Here is an 18937-nt window from a genome sequence, read left to right as displayed (position 1 = left end):
TGGCGGTTATCGTGGTACGAAAGCTTGCGGTCACAACCTGGTAGGGGGAAACCGTGGCGCTGAAGCCCGAGCCCACCGCGCCGTTCCACTCGGTGCAATACGCCCTGCGCGTCCTCGAGACGGTCTCACGGCACGGTGGCGGAGTGACAGACGTCCAGATCGCGCGCGAGACCGGCCTGCCCGTCGCCCACCTGTCCTCACTGCTCCTCATGCTCCGCCGCGAGGGGTACGTCGAGCAGGTCGCCGACGGCGCGTACGTGATCGGGGACTCCCTCGTCCTCCTCGGCTCCGGCCTGACCCGCCGCGAAGCCCTGGAGGCCAAGCTCCAGGAGACCCTGACCGAGCTCCGGGACTCCGTCGGCGCGGCGGTCTACATCAGTCGGTACATCGACGGCGAGGTGAAGATCACCCAGTTCGCCGACGGCCCGCGCACGCCCAAGGTCAACGAGTGGGTGGACTTCCGCTCGGCCGCGCACGCCAGCGCGGTCGGCAAGTGCCTGCTCACCCAGCTCGACCAGAACGGCCGCCGGGACCACCTCTCCCGGCACAAGATCGCCCGGCTGACCTCCCGGACGATCACCAGCGAGCGGATCCTCTTCTCGAAGCTCGACAGCCAGCCGGCGACCGTCCCCGTGCTCGACCTCCAGGAGTACGCGGTGGGCACGGTCTGCGCGGCCGTCCCGCTGACGGCGGGCTCCGCCGTGGGCTGCCTGGCGCTCTCCCTGCCGATCGAGCACGCCCACCGGCTGCGCGCGGCGGCGGACACGCTCAACCGGCGGGCCGCTCCGGTGGTGCTCTCGCTGGCGATCTGAGGCCGCGGCCCGGCCTGCTCGGAGCCGGTCCCGCGGGGTGGTCGGAAGCACCCCTCGGGACCAGGTAGTATTTTCTCTGTCAGCAGGCGCCGCTAGCTCAGTTGGTTAGAGCAGCTGACTCTTAATCAGCGGGTCCGGGGTTCGAGTCCCTGGCGGCGCACAGACGAGAAGGGCCCCTCACCACGGTGAGGGGCCCTTCTCGTCATGCCCGGAGGTACGTGAGGACGGCGAGGACCCGGCGGTGGCTGTCCTCGGCCGGCGGCAGGTCCAGCTTCGCCAGGATGTTGCCGATGTGCTTGCCGACGGCGGCCTCGGTCACGACCAGACGGCGGGCGATCGCCCCGTTGGAACGGCCCTCCGCGACGAGACCCAGGACCTCGCGCTCGCGCGGGGTCAGCGCCTCCAGCGGATCCCGGTGCCGGCGCAGCAGCTGCCGCACGACCTCCGGATCGACGACCGTGCCGCCGGCCGCGACCCGGGCCAGGGCGTCCGCGAACTCCTCCACCTGCCCGACCCGGTCCTTCAGGAGGTAGCCGACACCGGTGCCGTCGCCCGCGTCCAGGAGATCGGCGGCGTAGCTGCGCTGCACGTACTGGCTGAGGACCAGGACCGGCAGGGCCGGCCGCTCGGCGCGGAGCGCGACCGCCGCGCGCAGGCCCTCGTCCTGGAAACCGGGCGGCATCCGGACGTCGGTCACGACGATGTCGGGCTCGTGGACGGCGACCGCCTCGCGCAGGGCGTCGGCGTCACCGACGGCGGCGACGACCTCGTGGCCGAACCGGGCCAGGAGCCCGATCAGTCCCTCCCGGAGGAGGACGCTGTCCTCGGCGAGGACGACACGGAGCCTGTCGGCAGTGCGGGACACGGGATCTCCACTCTCAGGAGGGTCGGCCCGCCCGGCGGGCTCATGATCGTCAGTGTGCCATCGAGGACGGCGATCCGGTCGGCGAGTCCGGTGAGGCCGGAGCCCCGGGCCGGGTCCGCGCCGCCGCGCCCGTCGTCCTCGGCGTCGAGCCGCAGGACGCCACCGGTGTGCCGGGCGGTGATCCGCGCCCGGCGGGCGCCGCTGTGCTTGCCGATGTTGGCGAGCGCCTCGCAGCCGGCGAAGTACGCGGCGCTCTCGACGGCGACGGGCAGCCGGGGCAGCGCGGAGAGGTCGGCGCCGACGTCGACGGGGACGGCGGAGCGGTCGGCGGCGTCCGCGAGCGCCGGGCCGAGTCCGTAGTCGGCGAGGACCTGCGGATGGATGCCGTGGATCAGCTCGCGGAGCTCCGTCAGGACCTGTCCGGCCTCCGCGTGGGCCTTCGCCAGCTGCTCGGCGAGCGGGCCGCCGGGCGGGGCGTCGAGCCGGGCCAGGCCCAGGGTCATGGTGAGGGCGACCAGGCGCTGCTGGGCCCCGTCGTGCAGGTCGCGCTCGATGCGGCGCCGCTCGGCCTCGAAGGCGTCGACGAGCCGGGCACGGGAGGCGATGACCTCGCCGATCGCGGCCTCCCTCTCGGTCTCACGGGGCGTGAGCAGCGCCCGGGCGAGGGCGGCGCGGGCGCCGGCGACGGCGGCGAGCGGGTAGGCGAGGGCGACGAGGAGGACGGCGCCGATGAGGGCGGCGGCCAGGGCCTCCGGGTAGGAGGTGACGAGGTACGCCTTGACGACCTTGGTCTCGTATCCGTCCGCGGCCAGCCGGAACGGGGCGCTGAGGAGGGCGAGGGGCAGGCCGACACCCACGGCGAGGGCGAGGAGGTCGAGCGGCCACAGGACGGTGGCGAACAGCAGGGCGTACGCGAGCTCCCGCCAGGTGGCCTGCTCCCCCGCCCGGACCCGGAGCCACGCGGCGAGGCCGGGCGCGGCGGGGACGCGGTGCGGGTCGGGGACGGGGTCCAGGTCGACGAGACGGAGCCGCAGGCGCTCGACCCGGCCGAGGGCGAGCCCGGAGAGGAGGAGCAGCGGCAGCCCGACGAGGAACATCGAGAACACCCCCAGCACCAGGAGCCCGGCCCCGGCGACGGCCCCGACGAGCCCGCCCGACACGAGGTATCCGACGGCCCGCCAGGGCCAGGGGCCGAGGGGGAAACGGGGGCGGGTGAGTGCCTGCCAGGGGGTACGGGGGTCCATGCGGCCCCACGTTAGGCCCGCCGGCCCGGACGGGGCGATGGGGCTGGGGGGTGGGACCGGGGTGGGGCTGGACCCACCGCCACGGCACCCGGTTGCAGGCGCCCGTTCCGCAAGGGCGGAACGGGCGGGCGCAACGCGGGGGCCCTAGGACTGGGCGAGGGCGTGCTCCTTGAGGAAGGCTCCCGCGTGGGCTGCCGCCTCTTCCCTCGTCGCGAAACGTTCGCCGCCGTCGGCCGGGCCGCTCGTTCCGTCGGCGCCCTTGCCGGTCCAACCCCAGCCTCCGGACGAGGGTGTCAGTTCGGCCGTTCCACCCCACAGTTCGAGTGCGACGGCCGCCGCACGGGTGACGGCGTCGGGCCACTTCTTGCGGGCGCCCTGCCGGGTGATGCCCCACACGGCACCCATCTGTTCGTAGCTCGCGCCGTAGGACCCGGCGGTGCCCGCCGCGATGGCCGTCAGTCGCTTGACCTCCGCGTCCACGACCTTCCACGCGGACAGTACGGACAGAGCCACGTCGACCGGGTCCGCCGCCCACATGCGGTCGGCCGGCAGCCCGGACGCTCGCTGCCGCAGGGCCGACGCGAGCGGGTTGAGGGCGTCATAGAGGGCCTTGTCGAGTTCGGCCTGCTCTTCGGGGGTGATCTCAGATGAAGGCATGCGACAACTTTAGTTACCGGTCAGCCATTTGTAAACTTTAGTTCCCTGCCATGGCGGACGTACTGCGCTTGGAGCGCGGTGGCGGCCGAGGGGGTCAGGGGCTCGTACGACGCGCCCGGCGTGGGGCGCCACCAGACCGGGTCCCGACAGAGGAACGCCGCCCGGCGGAGGGCCACCCGGTGGATCTTGTTCGTGGCCGTGAGGGGCAGCTCCCGCATCACGCGGACGAAGCGCGGCGCCATCTTCGTCCCCAGGTCCGGCTGGACGGCCAGGAAGTCGGCGAAGGCCGCCGGCTCGAAGTCCGCGCCCTCCCGCAGGGCCAGCGCCGCCATGACCTGGTCGCCCGTCACCGGGTCGGGTATCGCGTAGACGGCGACCCCCGCCGCCCGGTCCCAGCGGGCGAGGATGTTCTCGATCATCGCCGCGGCCAGGTTCTCGCTGTCGACCCGCAGGCGGTCGTCCGTACGGCCCGCGAAGTAGAGGAAGCCGTCGGCGTCCCGGTAGAAGAGGTCACCGGTCCAGTACCAGCCGCCGCGCAGCCGGGCCGCCTCCGCCTCGGGGTTGCGCCAGTAGCCCTCGAAGGGCGAGCGGCCCCGGTTGACGAGCTCGCCGACCGCCTCGGCGGCGTTGAGGAGCCGGCCCGTGGGCGAGAAGCGGGCCGGGGCGCATTCCTCGCCCGACTCCGCATCGATCACCGCCAGGTCGTCGCCCGGTGCCGCCCGGCCGATCGCGCCCGCCGGCGTGTCCGGGGTCCGCTGGATCGCCGCGCCGCCCTCGGAGGAGCCGTACCCCTCCACGAGCGGGACCCCGAAGCGTTCCCGGAAGCGGGCCGCGTCCACCGCCCCCGCCTCCGTGCCGAAGCCGAGCCGCAGCGGGTGCGCGCGGTCGTCGGGGCCGGGCGGGGTGGCAAGGAGGTACTGCACGGCTCGGCCCACGTAGGTGAAGTACGTGGCACCGAAGCGGCGTACGTCGGGGAGGAAGCGGGAGGCCGAGAAGCGGGCCCGTAGCGCCACCCCGGCCCCGGCGGCGAGCGCGGGCGCCCAGTCGGCGATCACGGCGTTGCCGTGGAACATCGGCATGCAGACGTAGTGGACGTCGTCCGGGCCGACGGAGAAGTGGGCGACGAGCGAGGAGCCCGCGGCGGCCAGGCGCCCCTGGCTGCACAGGGCGGCCTTCGGCGCGCCCGTCGAACCGGAGGTGAAGGAGAGCAGGAAGCGGCTGTCGGGGCGCACGGGGCCGAGGGTGGCGTCTCCCGGCCGGGCGTTCCCGTAGGGGGCGAGGAGTTCCCGGTAGGCCTCGGTGTCCGTGACCAGGATCCGCAGGCCCGGCAGCGCGAGCCCGTCGAGGAGCGGCAGGTGGGCGCGCTGGGTGACGAGGACCCGGCACTCGGTGTGGAGGATGTCCCGGGCGAGTTCGGGGCCGCGCCGGGTGGGGTTGATCCCGGCGACGGCGGCCCCCGCGAGGGCCGCCGCGCTGAGCCAGAGCGGGTACTCCGGCGTGTTGTCGAGCAGGATGCCGAGGTGTGGCTCACTCCTCGGCACGGGTGGCATCAGGTCCACGAGCAGTGCGGCCCGCGCGGCGGCGCCGGCGGCGACCTGGTGGTGGGTGAGGGTGTGGTGCTCGTCCCTCAGGCCGGTCCGGTGGTCGCCCCACTGGCGCCGTACGAGCTCCGCGACGGTGTCCGCGCTCCTCATGGGCCGGACCATAACTGACGGCCCATCAGAACTGAACCGTCAGGGACGGACCGTCAGAACGTGACGTCCGAGCAGGCGTAGAAGGCGTTCGCGGTGTCCGCGATCGTCCACACCGCCAGGATCAGGTGCCGGCCCGTCTTGCCCGCCGGGATCGTCCCGGAGTGCGAGAGCGTCGCCGGCGGCTGCTGGTTGTTGTAGGGGACGGTCAGGAACGGCTGGGGGTCGAGCGCGGCCCGCGTCAGCTTCTGCGTCGGGTCCCAGCCGTTCCTGGTGATGTAGTACTTGAAGTCGGTGGTGCGGTGGCGGGCCGTGAACTGCCAGCGGAAGCCGTAGCTCTGCCCCGCCGTGAGCCGGGTGGCGGGCCAGGCGCCGCCGCGCGGGTCGTCGAGCTGCGCGAACTGCGAGAGCCCGGCGGAGCAGATCTTCCCGTCGGCGGGACCGGCGGCGGGGAAGCCCTTCGGACCCTCGACCGACTGCGGCTCCCACTGGATGGGTCCGCAGTTCGTCACGGTGCCGTTGGCGCAGAGCTTCTGACGGCTGATCGGCGAGTCGGTGTAGCCGTGGCTGCCGGCGGTGCCGGTGCCCAGGAGGGTGGCGCCGGCGACGCCGAGCGCCACCACCGCCGCCCCGACTGACTTTTTGCGCATGCTTCGCTCCAGGAGAACGTGGGGGAGTTCCGTTGGGCCGTGCGCGCGCGTACGGTACTGCTTCACTCGTGCTTTGGTCTGGACCAAGTACCAAGGTATGGACGGACGTCGGCCGTGTCCATCCCCCTCACACCCCCTCCACCGGCCCCGTCCTGCCCGTGTAGAACGCCACCGTCAGGTCCTTGACCAGCGCCTTGCGCTCGTAGTCGTCCAGCTCCACCAGACCACGACTGGTCAGTCGGTGGACCACGTCGTCCACCGCGTCCACCACCGAGGTCAGCACGCTGTCCCGGTGCTTCGCGTCGATCGCCGCGATCCGGCGCCGGCGCATCGCCGCCGCCACCTCCGGCGCGTACTCGATGCGCGTCGGCTGCGCCGAGAACACGTCCACGCCGACCGGCGCGCACTCCGCCGACAGCATCCGCGTCAGGGCCTCGCCGACCGCCTCCGCGTCCCGCAGCGTCGGGGCGTCCTCGTGGAAAGCGTCCGCCGGAAGCTGCGACAGCACCCGGGCCATCGCCGCCTCCACCTGCTCCCGCAGGTAGTCCTCGTGACCGTCGACCCCGAGCACCGCCCGGACCGTGTCCCGCACCCGCCACACCACCAGGACCGTCACGTCGAGCGCGGTGCCCTTCGCGTCCACCGCCGACAGCGGCTCGCTGCGCCAGTGCCGCAGCCGGACGTCCACCCGACGGCGGAGCAGCAGCGGACTGACCCACACCAGGCCCGTACGGCGGACCGTGCCGCGGTAGTCGCCGAACAGGGACAGCACCCAGGCGTAACCGACCCGGCCACGGGTGAGACCGCCCAGCGCGAACAGCGCGAGCACCACGCCCAGGGCCAGGAGGGCCCACTGTCCGAGGGGGATGCCGTTGTACGGCCGTGTCGGCAGCCCCAGCATCCGCGCCGCCTCGGCGGGCACCGCCCCGACCCACCACACGACCCCCGCGCACCAGGCGATCGCCAGCACCCCGGCGACCACCCCGACCCACCCGGGCAGCACCGCCCCCGGCCGCTCCACGAGCGCGGGATCGGCGGTGGGGGCGGGACGCGAGGCGGCGACCTTCGGCCTCGGCCGGGACTCCGGCCCGTTCTTGGGCTGCGGGCGGGCCGGGGCCTTGGACGGTGGCGTGGAGTGCGACTTCTGCTTCGCCTTGGAGTTCGGCTCCGAGGTCGGCTCGGTCCGGGGCTCGGGGTCCGGCTTGGTCGGGACGGACTGGACCTTCGACGGGGCCGGGATGGCGGGCTTGCGGCCCACCGCCGGCGGGGTCGGCGCGGCCATGGAGATCGTGTCGGGCCCCTCGTCGCCCGCCGCGACGGGGACGGCGGTCTCCGGCTCGTCCCGGAAGAGCAGGTGCACCGGGATGGAGCCGGTGGTCTCGGTCCCGATCACGTTCTTCCGCCGCGCCACCCGCACCACGGCGGCGACGGGCACCGCGACGGTGCCGACCCGCGCCCCACTGATCCGCCGGAGGTCGAGCACGGCGGGGGCGGGGGTGAGAGCGGGGGCCGTGGCAGGCGCCAGGACGGAAGCCTCGTCGCCGTCGCCGCCCTCGTCGGCGACCTTCTCGGTGGGGCGGTCGGGAGCCGGGGCGGCGAGGACCGGGGCGGCGGAGGGTCGGGCCTCGGGGGCCGGGGCCGCCGCCGACGCACCGGGGACGGAACCACCCTCGACGGCAGCCCCCTCGCCGGAGGCGGGCCCGACCGAGGGCCCCCGCGTGATGCCGGGACCCACCCGGTCCGGGCCGGCACCGGGCGCGGGCCCGGTCGGAGCCGATGCCCCGGAGGCGAGCGCGGGCCCGGTCGGGGCCGAGGCCCCCGAGACGGGCGCGGGTCCGGCCGGGGCCGACGCCCCTGAGACGGGCGCGGACCTGGCCGGAGCCGACGCCCCTGAAGCGGGCGCGGGCCCGGCCGGAACCGGGGTCGAGGCGCCCGAGCCGGACACGGGCCCGGCGGAGACCGCCGCTCCCGGCCCCGGCGCGGGTCCGGTCGAAACCGCCACATCCGAGCCGGGCGCGAGACCGGCCGGAGCCGGGGCGCCCGCCCCGGCCGCGGACCCGGCGGAAACCGCCGCACCCGACCCGGGCGCGGGCCCGGTCGAAACCGCCACATCCGAGCCGGGCGCGAGACCGGCCGGAGCCCCCGGCCCCGGCCCGCCGGGAACCACCGCCCCCGAGCCCGACACAGGACCCGCCGGAACCGGTGCGCCCGTCGGAACCGGCGTCTCCGACGCCCCCGGCGCCGTGCCGGGCACGTCCCCGGCCGGGGGCGTCTCCCGCGTGCCCGTCGAGGTCACCGGCGGCGCACCGGACGCAAGCCCCGCCCCGCCGGGTCCCGTCGCGTCGGGCGCGGGCCCGGTCGGGGGCGGCCCCGGCGTACCCGTCGGAGGCATCGGCGCCGTACCGGACGCGGACCCCGCCACGGCGGGTCCCGTCGGCGGCTCCCCCTCCCCGCTCGGCGCCGGACCCGCCGGGGCCCCCGGTGCCGTGCCCGACTCCGGGTCCGGCCCCCGGTCCGGTTTCGGGGTGGGCAGGGGGCGGTCCTTGTCCGGTGGGGACGTGCGCGGGAGGGTGCCGTCCGTCAGGCGTCTGGCCGTGCGGGCCGCGTCACGCGAGGCCGCCGCGCCGGAGTCCGCGGGGTTCGGGGTCGATGCCGTCATTCGGGGTCCACCTCATGCTCTCGGGGTCATCGGAACAAACGCCGCCAGGTCTCCGGGCCCGGGTAGCCGTCGGCCGCTCCGCCGCGCCAGCCCTGTGCCCGCTGGAACGCCTCGACGTTGCGGCGGTCCGCCTCCGTCCAGCGCGGACCGGGTCCCGACAGGTAGTGCTTGCCGAAGCCCCGCTTCACCAGTTGTTTGCCCAGCTTCTCCACATATGCGTTGGATTGGCCCGGACGGAAGTAGCCACGCCCGGGAAACCCCGCCGCATTCGCGCTCGGGCCGCCCGAACCACTCGAACCGCCGATGCCCTTGCCCCCGCCGGTCGTCAGGAGCCGCCACGTGTGCGGCCCGGGCAGCCCGTCCGCCTCCGCGCCCTTCCAGCCCTGGGCGAGCTGGAACGCCTGGGTCGCCCTGCGGTCCGCCTCCCCCCACTTCGGACCGGGGCCCTGGCTGTAGAACTTCCTGCCGCCGCGCTCGACGAGGAGCTGCCCGAGTCGGGTGACGTACGCGTTGTTCGCGCCCGGGCCGAACTTCCCCGCTCCCGGGAACGGCGTCGTCGCCGTGGGCTCCGCACCGCCGCCCGTACTGCCGCTGACCACGCCCTTGTAGCGGTAGGGCACGTACCGGTCGGCGTTCTCCCAGTACGCCATGGGCGTCGCCTGCTTCCGCGTGCGCGGCTTCGTCTGCTCGTAGGCGATGTAGGAGGTGTGGGTGTAGTCGGTCCAGCCGCCGAAGATCGTGACGTGCGAGCCGCGGGTCGGGTTGGCCGGGTTGTGGAAGAGCAGGATGTCGCCGGGCTGGAGCTCGGTGCGGTCGATCCGCTCGGCGAAGCGGTCGAGGCTGCCGGTCCACTCGTTGCTGCGCAGGTTCCAGGCCATGGAGATGTAGCCGGAGCAGTCCTGGCGGTATCCGTCCGACCAGTACTCCTCCATGGAGTACGGGACTTGCGCGGCGACCCATGTCTTGGCCCGGTTGATGATCTCCGCGCGGGTCGTCCGCCGCAGCGTCTCCGTCGAGACCTGACTGGTCGTCGGGAAGGAGATCGGGGTCGGGTCCGGGCCGGGCCCCGGCGCGCCGTGCAGCGGTCCCCGCCCGCCCTGCGGGGTCTCGGGCCCCGGCCAGGGGGTGTCGGCGGCGCCGGCGGAGCCGGTGGATCCGACCGAGCCGACGGAGCCGGTGGCGTCGGCCGAGCCGACGGACCGGGTCACGGCCTGCTCCCGCAGGACCGCGGGGTCCGCCTCCACCGGGCCTGTTTCCGCCAGATCCGTTCCCGCCGAGCCTGTTCCCCCGGGGTCCACCCGGCCTGTTCCCGCCGGGCCTGTTCCCCTCGGGTCCGCCCGGCCCGTTTCCCTCGGGTCCGCCCGGCCCGTTCCCGTCGGGCCGCCCGGCGCGTCCGCCGGGGCGAGCGGGCCCGACGGGCCGGCGAGGGCCGTCGCCGCTCCGGTCCCACCCCCGCCCAGGACCACGCCCGCCGCCGTCACCAGGACCAGCGCGCGGCGGGCGCCGTGGGCCGCCGGGTGGCCGCCCGCCCGGACGGGCAGGCCCAGGGCGAGGTCACGCCGCTGCCGGGCGCAGCCCGGGCAGCCGCAGTCGGCCGCGGGTTCGAACTCCTCGAAGACCGGCACGCTCATGCGATTCCCCTCCACACTCGTCAAGATCTTTTGGACCCTCGTTTCGGGCGTCAGTGTCTCAACTGTCTGGACAAATCGCATTTTGACGGATCGAAGGCCTGATACGACCATCCGACAGGCCGGAGACGGTCGGTATTGGTCAGGAGCACGCCCTCACGTCAGGTAGAGTTCTCTCTGTCAGCAGGCGCCGCTAGCTCAGTTGGTTAGAGCAGCTGACTCTTAATCAGCGGGTCCGGGGTTCGAGTCCCTGGCGGCGCACGCAGAGTCAAGGCCCCCTCACCGATGGTGAGGGGGCCTTGGTCTTTCTCAGGGGCGGCGCAGAAGAACGATCCTCAGGCGCCCGTCCCCGTCAGGTACGCCGAGACCACCACGTTCGCCGTGTACGTCCCCGCCGCCCGGTCGAAGGTGCCGCCGCAGGTGATCAGGCGCAGCTCGGCGCGGTGGGGCTCGTGGGCGCCGTAGGCCTCGGCCGGGTCGAAGTCCTCGCGCGGGAGGACCTGGACGTCGTCGACGGTGAACTCGGCGATCGATCCGTCCGTCCGGGTGACGCGGACCTTCGCGCCGGGGCGGACCGCGCTCAGGCCGTAGAAGACGGCCGGGCGGGTCTCGGTGTCGACGTGGCCGACGAGGAGGGCCGCGCCGGCCGCGCCCGGCCGGGTGCCGGAGCCGTACCAGCCCACCGTGTGGGGCATCGCGAAGGGCGGCGGGTCGATGGCGCCCGTGTCGTCCAGGCCGCGCGCCACGACGGGCGCGCCGATGCCCAGGGAGGGGATCTCGACCCGCCGGGGTTCCAGGGGCGGGAGCGGGTCGTGGGCCGGGGGCAGCTCGATGCCGAGGGGGCGGCCGACGGCGGCGATGTCGCCGGTGGTCGGCGCGGAGCTGCCGCCGGGGCCCTCGGTGGCGTCGCGGCCCCAGAGCCAGAGCCCGGACAGCAGGACCGCCCAGGCCAGGCCGGTGACGAAGCGCCCGGTGCCCGCCGGGCGGGTGCCGGACGACACGGTCACTCGCCGTCGTCGCCGGTGCCGGCGCCGCGGCGGGAGCTGCGGAAGGCGACCGCGACGGCGGCGATCGCGGCCATGCCGAGGCCGAGCAGGGTGTACGGGGTGCCGAGGCCGCTCTCGGAGGTGGTCTGGGCGACGCCGGGGGCCGCGGGCGCGGCGAAGGCGGCGGTGCCTCCCCCGCCGGCGCGGACGGGCGCGATCGGGGTCGCGTGATGCGTCGGCTGGTGCGTGGGCCGGTGCGTGGGCTCCTGGTGGTGCCGGACCTGCACGGTGCCGACGTCCCGGTGCTCGTGTCCGTCGCAGGTCACGCTGACCTTGTACGCGCCGTCCTCGAGGCCGGACCGGATCGTGGTGTCGCCGAACAGCGGGTCGCCCCCGCCGTCCCGGCCGGTGAGCTCCGCGTCGGCGACGAACGCCCGGGACCTGGCGGCGCCGGTCGTGCCCTTGCAGCCCTGGACGCGGACGTCGACGTCGGCGCCGGGCGAGGCGGTGGACGGGGTGACGGTGACCTTCACCCCGTCGTGGGCGTACGCGCCACCGGCCGCCGGTGCCAGGACGAGCACCAGGGCCGCCCCTGCGGCACGGAGAGCAATGGGAACTGAACGCATCGTGACCTCCTGATACTGGCAGGGTCACCCGGATCGGCGCTTCTCGCATCCGCAGGGGACGTCCCCGGGTGCCCCTTACACGCGGTCGACCAGGTCCGCGATCGACTTCACGACCTTCGAGGGGCGGAACGGGAAGCGGTCGATCTCCGCCTGCGTCGTCAGGCCGGTCAGGACCAGGAAGGTCTGCATGCCCGCCTCCAGGCCGGCCAGGATGTCGGTGTCCATCCGGTCGCCGATCATCGCGCTGGACTCGGAGTGGGCGCCGATGGCGTTGAGTCCGGTGCGCATCATGAGCGGGTTGGGCTTGCCCGCGAAGTACGGCTCCTTGCCGGTGGCCTTCGTGATGAGGGCGGCGACGGAGCCGGTGGCCGGGAGCGGGCCCTCCAGGGAGGGGCCGGTCTCGTCGGGGTTGGTGCAGATGAAGCGGGCGCCGGCGTTGATGAGGCGGACGGCCTTGGTCATCGCCTCGAAGGAGTACGTGCGGGTCTCGCCGAGCACCACGTAGTCCGGGTCGTGGTCGGTGAGGACGTAGCCGATGTCGTGCAGCGCGGTGGTGAGGCCGGCCTCGCCGATGACGTACGCGGTGCCGCCGGGGCGCTGGTCGTCGAGGAACTTGGCGGTGGCGAGGGCCGAGGTCCAGATGTTCTCGACGGGGACTTCGAGGCCCATGCGGGCGAGGCGGGCGTGCAGGTCGCGGGCCGTGTAGATCGAGTTGTTGGTGAGGACCAGGAACGGCTTCCCGGTCTCCCGCAGCTTCTTGATGAACGCGTCGGCGCCGGGGATCGGCACGCCCTCGTGGATGAGGACGCCGTCCATGTCGGTCAGCCAGGATTCGATCGGCTTGCGCTCTGCCATGGGTGCGGGACTCCTGCCGTACGGACGTGCGGTGTGCTGGGGGCGCCGCGACAGCGCTGTGGCGACGCCCCCCAGCGTAATCAGGATGTGCTGATCTTGACCCCGTCGATCGTCCAGTACCAGTTGTTGGATCCGGTGTACCGGAAGCGGAAGCTCACGCTGGAGGCGCCGGCGGGGACGGCGACCGTGAGGGACTGGGGCTGGGAGATGACGTCGGCGGTGTAACTCTTGACGAGCGTGGGGGTGCCGCCGTTGAAGCTCGCGAGGATCTGGGCGGTCTGGCTGCCCTCCTGGAGGTAGAGGGTCGTGAAGTCGAGCGTGACCCTGGACGCGCCCGAGACGGCGTACGCGGGGGTGACGAGCGTCGAGTCGTACGTGCCGGAGAAGGCCTTGTCGGCCCACTCGTCGGAGTCGGCGACGGCGAAGACGCCGCGGGCGCGGACGTTGAGCTCGCGGGACTGGTCTCGCTGGGCGCGGGACCAGAACTCGTCGGTGGCGAAGGACCAGCCGCGCCACTCGGTCGTGCCGCCGGTGCCCATGGCGTTGTTGATGACGGACCAGCCGCTGGGCGCGGTGTGGGTGAAGCCGAGGATCCCCGCGGGGATGCCGGTCTCGTCGACGCGGCCGGAGAGGGACGGGTAGAGGCTGTCGAAGGGGTCGGTGGAGCGCTGCTGGATCGGCTTGCCGTCGAGGCCCCAGGCCGGGTCGGGGGCGATGCCGAGCTGCTGGAAGACGGTGGCGGCGACGTCGACGAGCCGGGTGTCGATGGGGCGGGCGCCGGCGGCGATGCCGGGGCCCTGGGCGAGGACGAAGGTGCGGCGCTCCTCGATGGTGGAGCCGCCGTGGCCGCCGGCGTCGGTGTGGCCGTGGTCGGTGGCGACGATGACGGTCCAGCGCTCCGTGGCGTACGTGGGGCGGGCCTCGATCGCGTCGAGGAGCCGGCCGAGGTAGCCGTCCTGGACGTCGATGGCGTCGAGGTACTTCTGGCTGGCGGCGCCGTAGCCGTGGCCGATCTCGTCGGTCTCGCCGAAGTAGACGAAGAGGACGTCGGGGTTCTGGTTGCGCAGGACGTCCTCGGTGATGTCGGTGATCGTGAGGTCGTTGACCGCGTAGTTGTTGTCGTAGACGAGCTTGGCGTCGGCGCCGGGGGTGACGGTGCCGTACGTGTCGAGCTCGGGCCAGTCGACGGCGGCGAAGAGCGAGAGCGCGGGGCGGACCTGGTTCAGGCGGGCGAGGAAGCCGGGGTAACGGGCGTAGTTGCGGCCGGTGAAGGTGTTGTCCTTCACGCCGTGCTTGTCGGGCCAGACGCCGGTGGAGATGGTCGACCAGCCGGGGCCGGAGGAGGTCGCGGCCATCGGGTTGGCGTAGAGCAGGGAGCGGCCGTAGGTGCCGTTCGCCATCAGGTACTTGAGGTGGGGGGCCTTGGCGGCGTCGATCCGGTCGTACCGCAGGCCGTCCATGCCGACGACGAGCACCTTGTCCTGGCTGGTGCCGTTCGGGAGCGTCGGGGCGGCGGTGGCGGCCCGGGCGGTGGGGGCGGTGGCGAGTCCGGTGGCGGCGACGGCCGCGGTGGCACCGGCGGCGGCGAGCACGGTGCGGCGGGAGAGCGGGGCGGAGATGCCGTCGATCGGCATGTCGGGGTCCTCCGTCAGGGGGTGATGGGGGCATGAACGCACACCAACGCCCCTGATTCCTCAGGGGCGTTGGTCCGTACCCGTTATCTTTCCGCTACATGCGGAGGCGTTCCAGGGTCGTACGGTGAACTCTTGGCTGCCGATCAGCTACCGGTCAGCTACCGGTCGCGGACTTCCACGCGTCGACGTACGCCGCGAGGTTCTTGTCGATGTCGGCCCAGTCCGGCTCGAAGACCTCGACGCCCTCCATCAGCTTGGCCAGTGCGATGGCGTTGGCGTCGGTGCCCTTGACGTCCTTGCGGGCCGGGAAGCCGCCGCCGATCGCGCTGACCTCGCGCTGGGCGCCCTCGCTCAGCATGAAGTCGAGGAGCTTCTTGCCGTTCTCGGTGTGCGGCGCCTTGTTCACCAGTCCTGCGGCGTACGGCAGGGCGAAGGTGGTGGGCTTGCCGCCGCCCTTGGCCGGGAACCAGATGCCGAGGTTCGGCATGCTCTTGGCCTGGGCGAAGTTCATCTGGACGTCGCCGTTGGCGACGAGGAGTTCGCCCTTGTCCACCTTGGGGGCGAGCTTGGAGGTGGAGGAGGACGGGCCGACGTTGTTGGCCTGGAGCTTCTTCAGGTACTCCATGGCGGGCTCCTTGCCGCCGAAGTCGTGCATCGCCTTGATGAGGACGGCGGTGCCGTCGCCCGCGACGCCGGGCGTGGAGTACTGCAGCTTGTCCTTGTACGTGGCGTCGAGCAGCTCCTCCCAGCTCTTCGGGGCGGCGGGCAGCTCCTTCTTGTTGTGGACGAAGCCGAAGTAGTTGTTGACGACGGAGGTCCAGGTGCCGTCGCCGGACTTGTCGCCGCCGTCGACCTGGTCGGCGCCCTTCGGCTCGTACGACTGGAGCAGACCCTTGGAGCCGGCCTGCTGGATGAAGGGCGGCAGGGTGACGAGGACGTCGGCCTGGGTGTTGCTCTTCTCGCGGAGGGCGCGCTGCACCATCTCGCCGGAGCCGCCCTCGACGTACTCGACCTTGATGCCGGTCTGCTTCTCGAAGTCGGCGAAGACCTTGTCGTACCAGCCGTCGCCCGCCTCTCCCTTGAGGCCGTCGGCGCTGTAGACGGTGACGACCTTCTCGTCGGAGGCGGCGGAGGAGCCGTCGCAGGCGGTGAGGGTGGCGGCGAGGACGAGGGCGCCGGTGACGGCGGCGAGCGGCTTGGCGTACGTAAGCATGACGTTGTTCTCTCCTGGCAGTACTAGCGGTACGAGGCTTTGGTACGGATACGGGAGACGGCGAGGAGCACGAGGAGCGTCGCGGCCATGAGGACCACGGCGAGCGCCGAGCCGGTGAAGAGGGAGCCGCGGTCCGTGGCGGTGAAGATGAGCACCGGCAGCGGCATCCAGTCCGGCGGGTAGAGCATCATCGTGGCGCTCAGCTCCCCCATGGACAGGGCGAAGCAGAGCCCGGCGGCCGCGGTCAGGGACGGCAGCAGGAGCGGGAGTTTCACCCGGAGCAGTACGTACGAGGGGCGGGCGCCGAGACTGGCCGCCGCCTGCTCGTACACCGGGTCCAGGCGCCGGAGGGCGGCCGAGACCGACTGGTGGGCGAAGGCCGTGACGAGGACGGTGTGCGCGAGGATCACGATCCAGCGCGTGCCGTTGAGGAGCACCGGCGGCTGCGAGAAGGCGACGAGGACGGCGAGGCCCACGACCACGGACGGCACGGCGACCGGCAGCATGAACAGGGCGTCGAGGACCCTCTTGCCCTTCTTCCCCAGGGCGGCCGCGGCGAGCGCGGCCCAGGTGCCGACGGTCAGCGCGACCACGCTCGCGGTGACGGCCGTGACCAGGCTGGTGGTGAGCGCCTGGAGGGACTCCCCGCGCACGGCCGCCGTGTAGTGGGCGGTGGTGGGTCCGGAGGGGAAGGCGCCGGACCAGTGCGTGGAGAACGAGGCGGCGAGGATGACGAGGAGGGGCAGGGCGAAGAGCGGGACGAACAGGACGGCGAACAGGGCCCACGCCGTCCACCTGCCCGTACGGCTATGCACCAGCACGGCGGCTCACCCCCCGGTAGAGGACGTACAGGCCGACCGACAGGGCGACGTTGACGACGGCGACGACGCAGGCGGCGGCGTAGTCGGATTCGAGGATCGCCTTGGAGTAGACGAGCATCGGGAGGGTCGTGACGCCCTTGGCGCCGGTGAAGAGGACGATCCCGAACTCGTTGAGGCACATGACGAGGACGAGGCTGCCGCCGGCGGCGAGCGCGGGCAGCGCCTCGGGGAGGATCACCTGCCGGACGATCCGCGGCGGCCGGGCGCCGAGCGAGGACGCCACCTCCAGCTGGGCGGTCTCCATCTGCGAGAACGCGGCCAGGAGCGGCCGCATCACGAACGGCGTGAAGTACGTGATCTCGGCGAGGAGCACGCCCCACGGCGTGCTGAGGAACCGGAAGGGGCCGGCCGGGTCCCCGGTGACGTCCGTCCAGATCCCGTTGGCCATGCCGACCGTGCCGTAGAGGAACAGCAGGGCGAGCGTGATCAGGAAGGACGGGAAGGAGAGGAAGACGTCGATGAACTTCGACACCGCCTTCCCCCCGGGGAAGGGCACGAACGCGATCACGAGCGCGAGGACGAACCCGAGGACCAGACAGCCGACGGTGGAGGCGACGGCCAGCCACACGGTGGTGACGAGCGCGTCCCGGAAGGACACGGAGGCGAAGACCTCGGCGTACGCCCCGGGGGCGAGGGACTCCTGGACGACGAGGGCGAGGGGGTAGAGGAAGACGAGGGCGAGGACGGCGACGGGGGGCAAGGACCAAAGCCACCTGGATGTGGGCATACGTTCCGCAGGGGCGGAACGGGTGGGCACAACCGCCGGTGCGGAGTTCCGTTCCATCAGCCCTGTGCCGGGACTAGCCATCGCTGACCCCCGCGGCAAGCAGCACGGCGTCGTCGGGCGCGAAGTGCACCGTCACCTCGGTACCGAGTGCCGGCGTCTCCCTGAGCTCCCGCACGTCCGCCTTGACCCGGTGCCCGCCCACCTCGACGTACAGCCGGTGGGTGGAGCCGCGCCACTGGACCTCGGTGATCCGGCCGCTCAGGGCATTGGGCCCCGGCCCGAGTCCCACGAGGTGCGGGCGGACGCAGAGGGTGGCGGCCGCCCCCGGCAGGGCGCCGGCGACCGGGACGTCGAGGGCGACGCCCTCGAAGGCGACGCCGCCCTCCCCGACCCGCACCGGCAGCAGGTTCGCGTTGCCGACGAACGAGGCCGTGAACTCCGTACGGGGGCGCCGGTACAGGTCCTGCGGGGTGCCGCAGTCCTGGAGCCTGGCCTTGTCCATGACGGCGATCCGGTCGGCCAGGGTCAGCGCCTCGGCCTGGTCGTGGGTGACGTACAGGATCGACACGTCGGGGAGCTCGCGGTGGAGCCGGGCCAGTTCGGCCAGCATCCCGGAGCGCAGCTGGGCGTCGAGCGCGGAGAGCGGCTCGTCGAGGAGGAGCACGTTCGGGCGGATGGCGAGGGCGCGGGCGATGGCGACGCGCTGCTGCTGGCCGCCGGAGAGCTCCCGGGGGTAGCGCTGGGCGTAGGCCGCCATGCCGGTCATCTCCAGGGCTTCGGCGACCCGCCCCGGGATCTCGCCCTTGGGCACCTTCTGGGCCTTCAGGCCGAAGGCGACGTTGGCCTCCACCTTGAGGTGGGGGAAGAGGGCGTACTGCTGGACGACCATGCCGATGCCCCGCTTGTAGGGCGGGAGCGCGGTGACGTCGCGGTCGCCGATGAGCACCCGTCCGGCGGCCGGCCGGACGAATCCGGCGACGGCCCGCAGCGCGGTCGTCTTGCCGGAGCCGGAGGGGCCGAGGAGGGCCATGACCTCGCCGGGCTCGACGGTGAGGTCGAGGGAGTCGAGGACGGTGTTGCCGCCGTACGTGACGGTGACGCCGTCGAAGCGGATGCCGCTGGTCATGCGCCGTGCTCCTCGTGCTCCCGTATCAGTCCGGGCAGTTCCGCGACCGAGGAGAGGACGTGCGTGGCGCCGTGCTCCTTGAGGGCGGTTTCGTCGTGCGCGCCGGTCAGGACGCCCGCGACGATCCCGGCGCCGGAGCGGACGCCGCTGAGCATGTCGTACGAGGTGTCGCCCGCGACGGCCACCTGGCGGACGTCGTCCACGACTCCGGTGCGGAGGAGGGCGGCGAGGACCATGTCCGGGTAGGGGCGCCCCCGGCCGCCCGCGTCCGCCGGGCAGAGGGTCAGCTCGACGAGGTCCCGCCAGCCGAGGGCGTCGAGGATGGCGTCCTGGGTGACCCGGGCGAAGCCGGTGGTGAGGACGACCGCCCGGCCCTCTTCGCGGAGGTCGGCGATCACCTCGGCCGCACCGGGGACGGGCGCGATCAGTCCGCCGGAGACCAGCTCCCCGTAGGCCGCCTCGAAGGCGAGGTTGGCCTCCTGGGCGCGGGTCTCGTCGCCGCCGAAGAGGTGGCGGAAGACGGAGATCTTGGACTCGCCCATGGTGGCGCGGACGTAGTCGATCATCGTGGCGGGGTCTTCGCCGAGGCGTTCGGCGGCGGCCGTGAAGGCCTGCTCGACGAGGCCGCCGTCGGCGACGGTGGTGCCTGCCATGTCCAGTACGACGAGGTTCATGTCGGTCAT

At 73.3% G+C, this 18937-nt stretch carries 17 protein-coding genes and 2 tRNA genes; 3 read left to right on the top strand and 16 right to left on the bottom strand.

The window, feature by feature from the left end; translation table 11 throughout:
• Nucleotides 1–53 precede the first annotated feature (53 nt).
• Nucleotides 54–812 carry an IclR family transcriptional regulator gene (locus BLW86_RS23960; RefSeq protein ID WP_017237127.1) on the top strand — a complete coding sequence of 253 codons (759 nt, stop codon included), beginning with the start codon at nt 54–56 and terminating at the stop codon, nt 810–812.
• Nucleotides 813–898: 86 nt separating this feature from the next.
• A tRNA-Lys gene (locus BLW86_RS23955) sits at nt 899–972 on the top strand.
• 42 nt (nt 973–1014) lie between these two features.
• Here BLW86_RS23955 and BLW86_RS23950 read toward each other — a convergent pair.
• The 7 genes from BLW86_RS23950 to BLW86_RS23920 all read right to left on the bottom strand — a co-directional run bounded on the left by BLW86_RS23950 (nt 1015) and on the right by BLW86_RS23920 (nt 10209).
• The gene (locus tag BLW86_RS23950) at nt 1015–1677 is read right to left on the bottom strand and encodes a response regulator (RefSeq protein WP_093875947.1); all 663 of its coding nucleotides are present in this window, start codon (nt 1675–1677) and stop codon (nt 1015–1017) included.
• On the bottom strand, nt 1608–2921 hold the full coding sequence (locus BLW86_RS23945) for a sensor histidine kinase (RefSeq protein ID WP_093875946.1): 1314 nt from the start codon (nt 2919–2921) through the stop codon (nt 1608–1610). Before BLW86_RS23945 ends, BLW86_RS23950 begins: the two co-directional genes overlap by 70 nt.
• Nucleotides 2922–3065: 144 nt before the next feature.
• Entirely contained in the window at nt 3066–3578 is a 513-nt protein-coding gene (locus tag BLW86_RS23940; protein ID WP_093875945.1) for a hypothetical protein, read from the bottom strand.
• Nucleotides 3579–3598: 20 nt separating this feature from the next.
• Nucleotides 3599–5272 carry an AMP-binding protein gene (locus BLW86_RS23935; protein WP_093878829.1) on the bottom strand — a complete coding sequence of 558 codons (1674 nt, stop codon included), beginning with the start codon at nt 5270–5272 and terminating at the stop codon, nt 3599–3601.
• A 53-nt stretch (nt 5273–5325) separates the two neighbouring features.
• On the bottom strand, nt 5326–5919 hold the full coding sequence (locus tag BLW86_RS23930) for a lytic polysaccharide monooxygenase auxiliary activity family 9 protein (RefSeq protein ID WP_093875944.1): 594 nt from the start codon (nt 5917–5919) through the stop codon (nt 5326–5328).
• 127 nt (nt 5920–6046) lie between these two features.
• Nucleotides 6047–7654 (bottom strand): SPFH domain-containing protein, encoded by a 1608-nt coding sequence (locus BLW86_RS23925; RefSeq protein ID WP_256341406.1) that lies wholly within the window; start codon nt 7652–7654, stop codon nt 6047–6049.
• Between the two features lie 950 nt (nt 7655–8604).
• The gene (locus tag BLW86_RS23920) at nt 8605–10209 is read right to left on the bottom strand and encodes a peptidoglycan-binding protein (protein WP_093875943.1); all 1605 of its coding nucleotides are present in this window, start codon (nt 10207–10209) and stop codon (nt 8605–8607) included.
• Nucleotides 10210–10393: 184 nt separating this feature from the next.
• On the opposite strand from BLW86_RS23920, the gene BLW86_RS23915 reads away from it, so the two are divergent.
• Nucleotides 10394–10467, top strand: a tRNA-Lys gene (locus BLW86_RS23915).
• Between the two features lie 74 nt (nt 10468–10541).
• Here the strand turns inward: BLW86_RS23915 and BLW86_RS23910 are convergent.
• From BLW86_RS23910 to BLW86_RS23870, 9 genes are all read right to left on the bottom strand, one after another.
• The gene (locus tag BLW86_RS23910; protein WP_093878828.1) at nt 10542–11207 is read right to left on the bottom strand and encodes a class F sortase; all 666 of its coding nucleotides are present in this window, start codon (nt 11205–11207) and stop codon (nt 10542–10544) included.
• A 2-nt stretch (nt 11208–11209) separates the two neighbouring features.
• Entirely contained in the window at nt 11210–11818 is a 609-nt protein-coding gene (locus tag BLW86_RS23905) for a hypothetical protein (RefSeq protein ID WP_093875942.1), read from the bottom strand.
• A gap of 75 nt (nt 11819–11893) precedes the next feature.
• The gene (locus BLW86_RS23900; protein WP_030691536.1) at nt 11894–12673 is read right to left on the bottom strand and encodes an HAD-IIA family hydrolase; all 780 of its coding nucleotides are present in this window, start codon (nt 12671–12673) and stop codon (nt 11894–11896) included.
• An 80-nt stretch (nt 12674–12753) separates the two neighbouring features.
• Complete coding sequence (locus tag BLW86_RS23895; RefSeq protein ID WP_093875941.1) at nt 12754–14307, bottom strand: alkaline phosphatase family protein; 1554 nt, start codon at nt 14305–14307, stop codon at nt 12754–12756.
• Between the two features lie 154 nt (nt 14308–14461).
• Nucleotides 14462–15520, bottom strand: a complete 1059-nt coding sequence (locus BLW86_RS23890; protein ID WP_093875940.1) for a 2-aminoethylphosphonate ABC transporter substrate-binding protein — start codon at nt 15518–15520, stop codon at nt 14462–14464.
• 23 nt (nt 15521–15543) lie between these two features.
• Nucleotides 15544–16341 carry an ABC transporter permease gene (locus BLW86_RS23885; RefSeq protein ID WP_093875939.1) on the bottom strand — a complete coding sequence of 266 codons (798 nt, stop codon included), beginning with the start codon at nt 16339–16341 and terminating at the stop codon, nt 15544–15546.
• Entirely contained in the window at nt 16328–17209 is an 882-nt protein-coding gene (locus BLW86_RS23880) for a 2-aminoethylphosphonate ABC transporter permease subunit (RefSeq protein ID WP_093875938.1), read from the bottom strand. Before BLW86_RS23880 ends, BLW86_RS23885 begins: the two co-directional genes overlap by 14 nt.
• Nucleotides 17202–18254, bottom strand: a complete 1053-nt coding sequence (locus tag BLW86_RS23875) for an ABC transporter ATP-binding protein (protein ID WP_093875937.1) — start codon at nt 18252–18254, stop codon at nt 17202–17204. Before BLW86_RS23875 ends, BLW86_RS23880 begins: the two co-directional genes overlap by 8 nt.
• On the bottom strand, nt 18251–18937 hold the full coding sequence (locus tag BLW86_RS23870; protein WP_093878827.1) for a phosphonatase-like hydrolase: 687 nt from the start codon (nt 18935–18937) through the stop codon (nt 18251–18253). The genes BLW86_RS23875 and BLW86_RS23870 overlap by 4 nt, the downstream gene beginning before the upstream one ends.

It is taken from the genome of Streptomyces sp. TLI_105, assembly GCF_900105415.1.
Classification (GTDB): domain Bacteria; phylum Actinomycetota; class Actinomycetes; order Streptomycetales; family Streptomycetaceae; genus Streptomyces.
The sequence above is the reverse complement of the archived record's forward strand: the minus strand, read 5'-3'. Positions and strand labels throughout refer to the sequence as shown.

Excerpts from the sequence above, each read along its gene's own strand:
- BLW86_RS23945 (WP_093875946.1), bottom strand. The coding sequence starts at position 2,921 with ATGGACCCCCGTACCCCCTGGCAGGCACTCACCCGCCCCCGTTTCCCC.
- BLW86_RS23940 (WP_093875945.1), bottom strand. The coding sequence starts at position 3,578 with ATGCCTTCATCTGAGATCACCCCCGAAGAGCAGGCCGAACTCGACAAG.
- BLW86_RS23935 (WP_093878829.1), bottom strand. The coding sequence starts at position 5,272 with ATGAGGAGCGCGGACACCGTCGCGGAGCTCGTACGGCGCCAGTGGGGC.
- BLW86_RS23930 (WP_093875944.1), bottom strand. The coding sequence starts at position 5,919 with ATGCGCAAAAAGTCAGTCGGGGCGGCGGTGGTGGCGCTCGGCGTCGCC.
- BLW86_RS23920 (WP_093875943.1), bottom strand. The coding sequence starts at position 10,209 with ATGAGCGTGCCGGTCTTCGAGGAGTTCGAACCCGCGGCCGACTGCGGC.
- BLW86_RS23905 (WP_093875942.1), bottom strand. The coding sequence starts at position 11,818 with ATGCGTTCAGTTCCCATTGCTCTCCGTGCCGCAGGGGCGGCCCTGGTG.
- BLW86_RS23900 (WP_030691536.1), bottom strand. The coding sequence starts at position 12,673 with ATGGCAGAGCGCAAGCCGATCGAATCCTGGCTGACCGACATGGACGGC.
- BLW86_RS23895 (WP_093875941.1), bottom strand. The coding sequence starts at position 14,307 with ATGCCGATCGACGGCATCTCCGCCCCGCTCTCCCGCCGCACCGTGCTC.
- BLW86_RS23890 (WP_093875940.1), bottom strand. The coding sequence starts at position 15,520 with ATGCTTACGTACGCCAAGCCGCTCGCCGCCGTCACCGGCGCCCTCGTC.
- BLW86_RS23880 (WP_093875938.1), bottom strand. The coding sequence starts at position 17,209 with ATGGCTAGTCCCGGCACAGGGCTGATGGAACGGAACTCCGCACCGGCG.
- BLW86_RS23875 (WP_093875937.1), bottom strand. The coding sequence starts at position 18,254 with ATGACCAGCGGCATCCGCTTCGACGGCGTCACCGTCACGTACGGCGGC.
- BLW86_RS23870 (WP_093878827.1), bottom strand. The coding sequence starts at position 18,937 with ATGACCGACATGAACCTCGTCGTACTGGACATGGCAGGCACCACCGTC.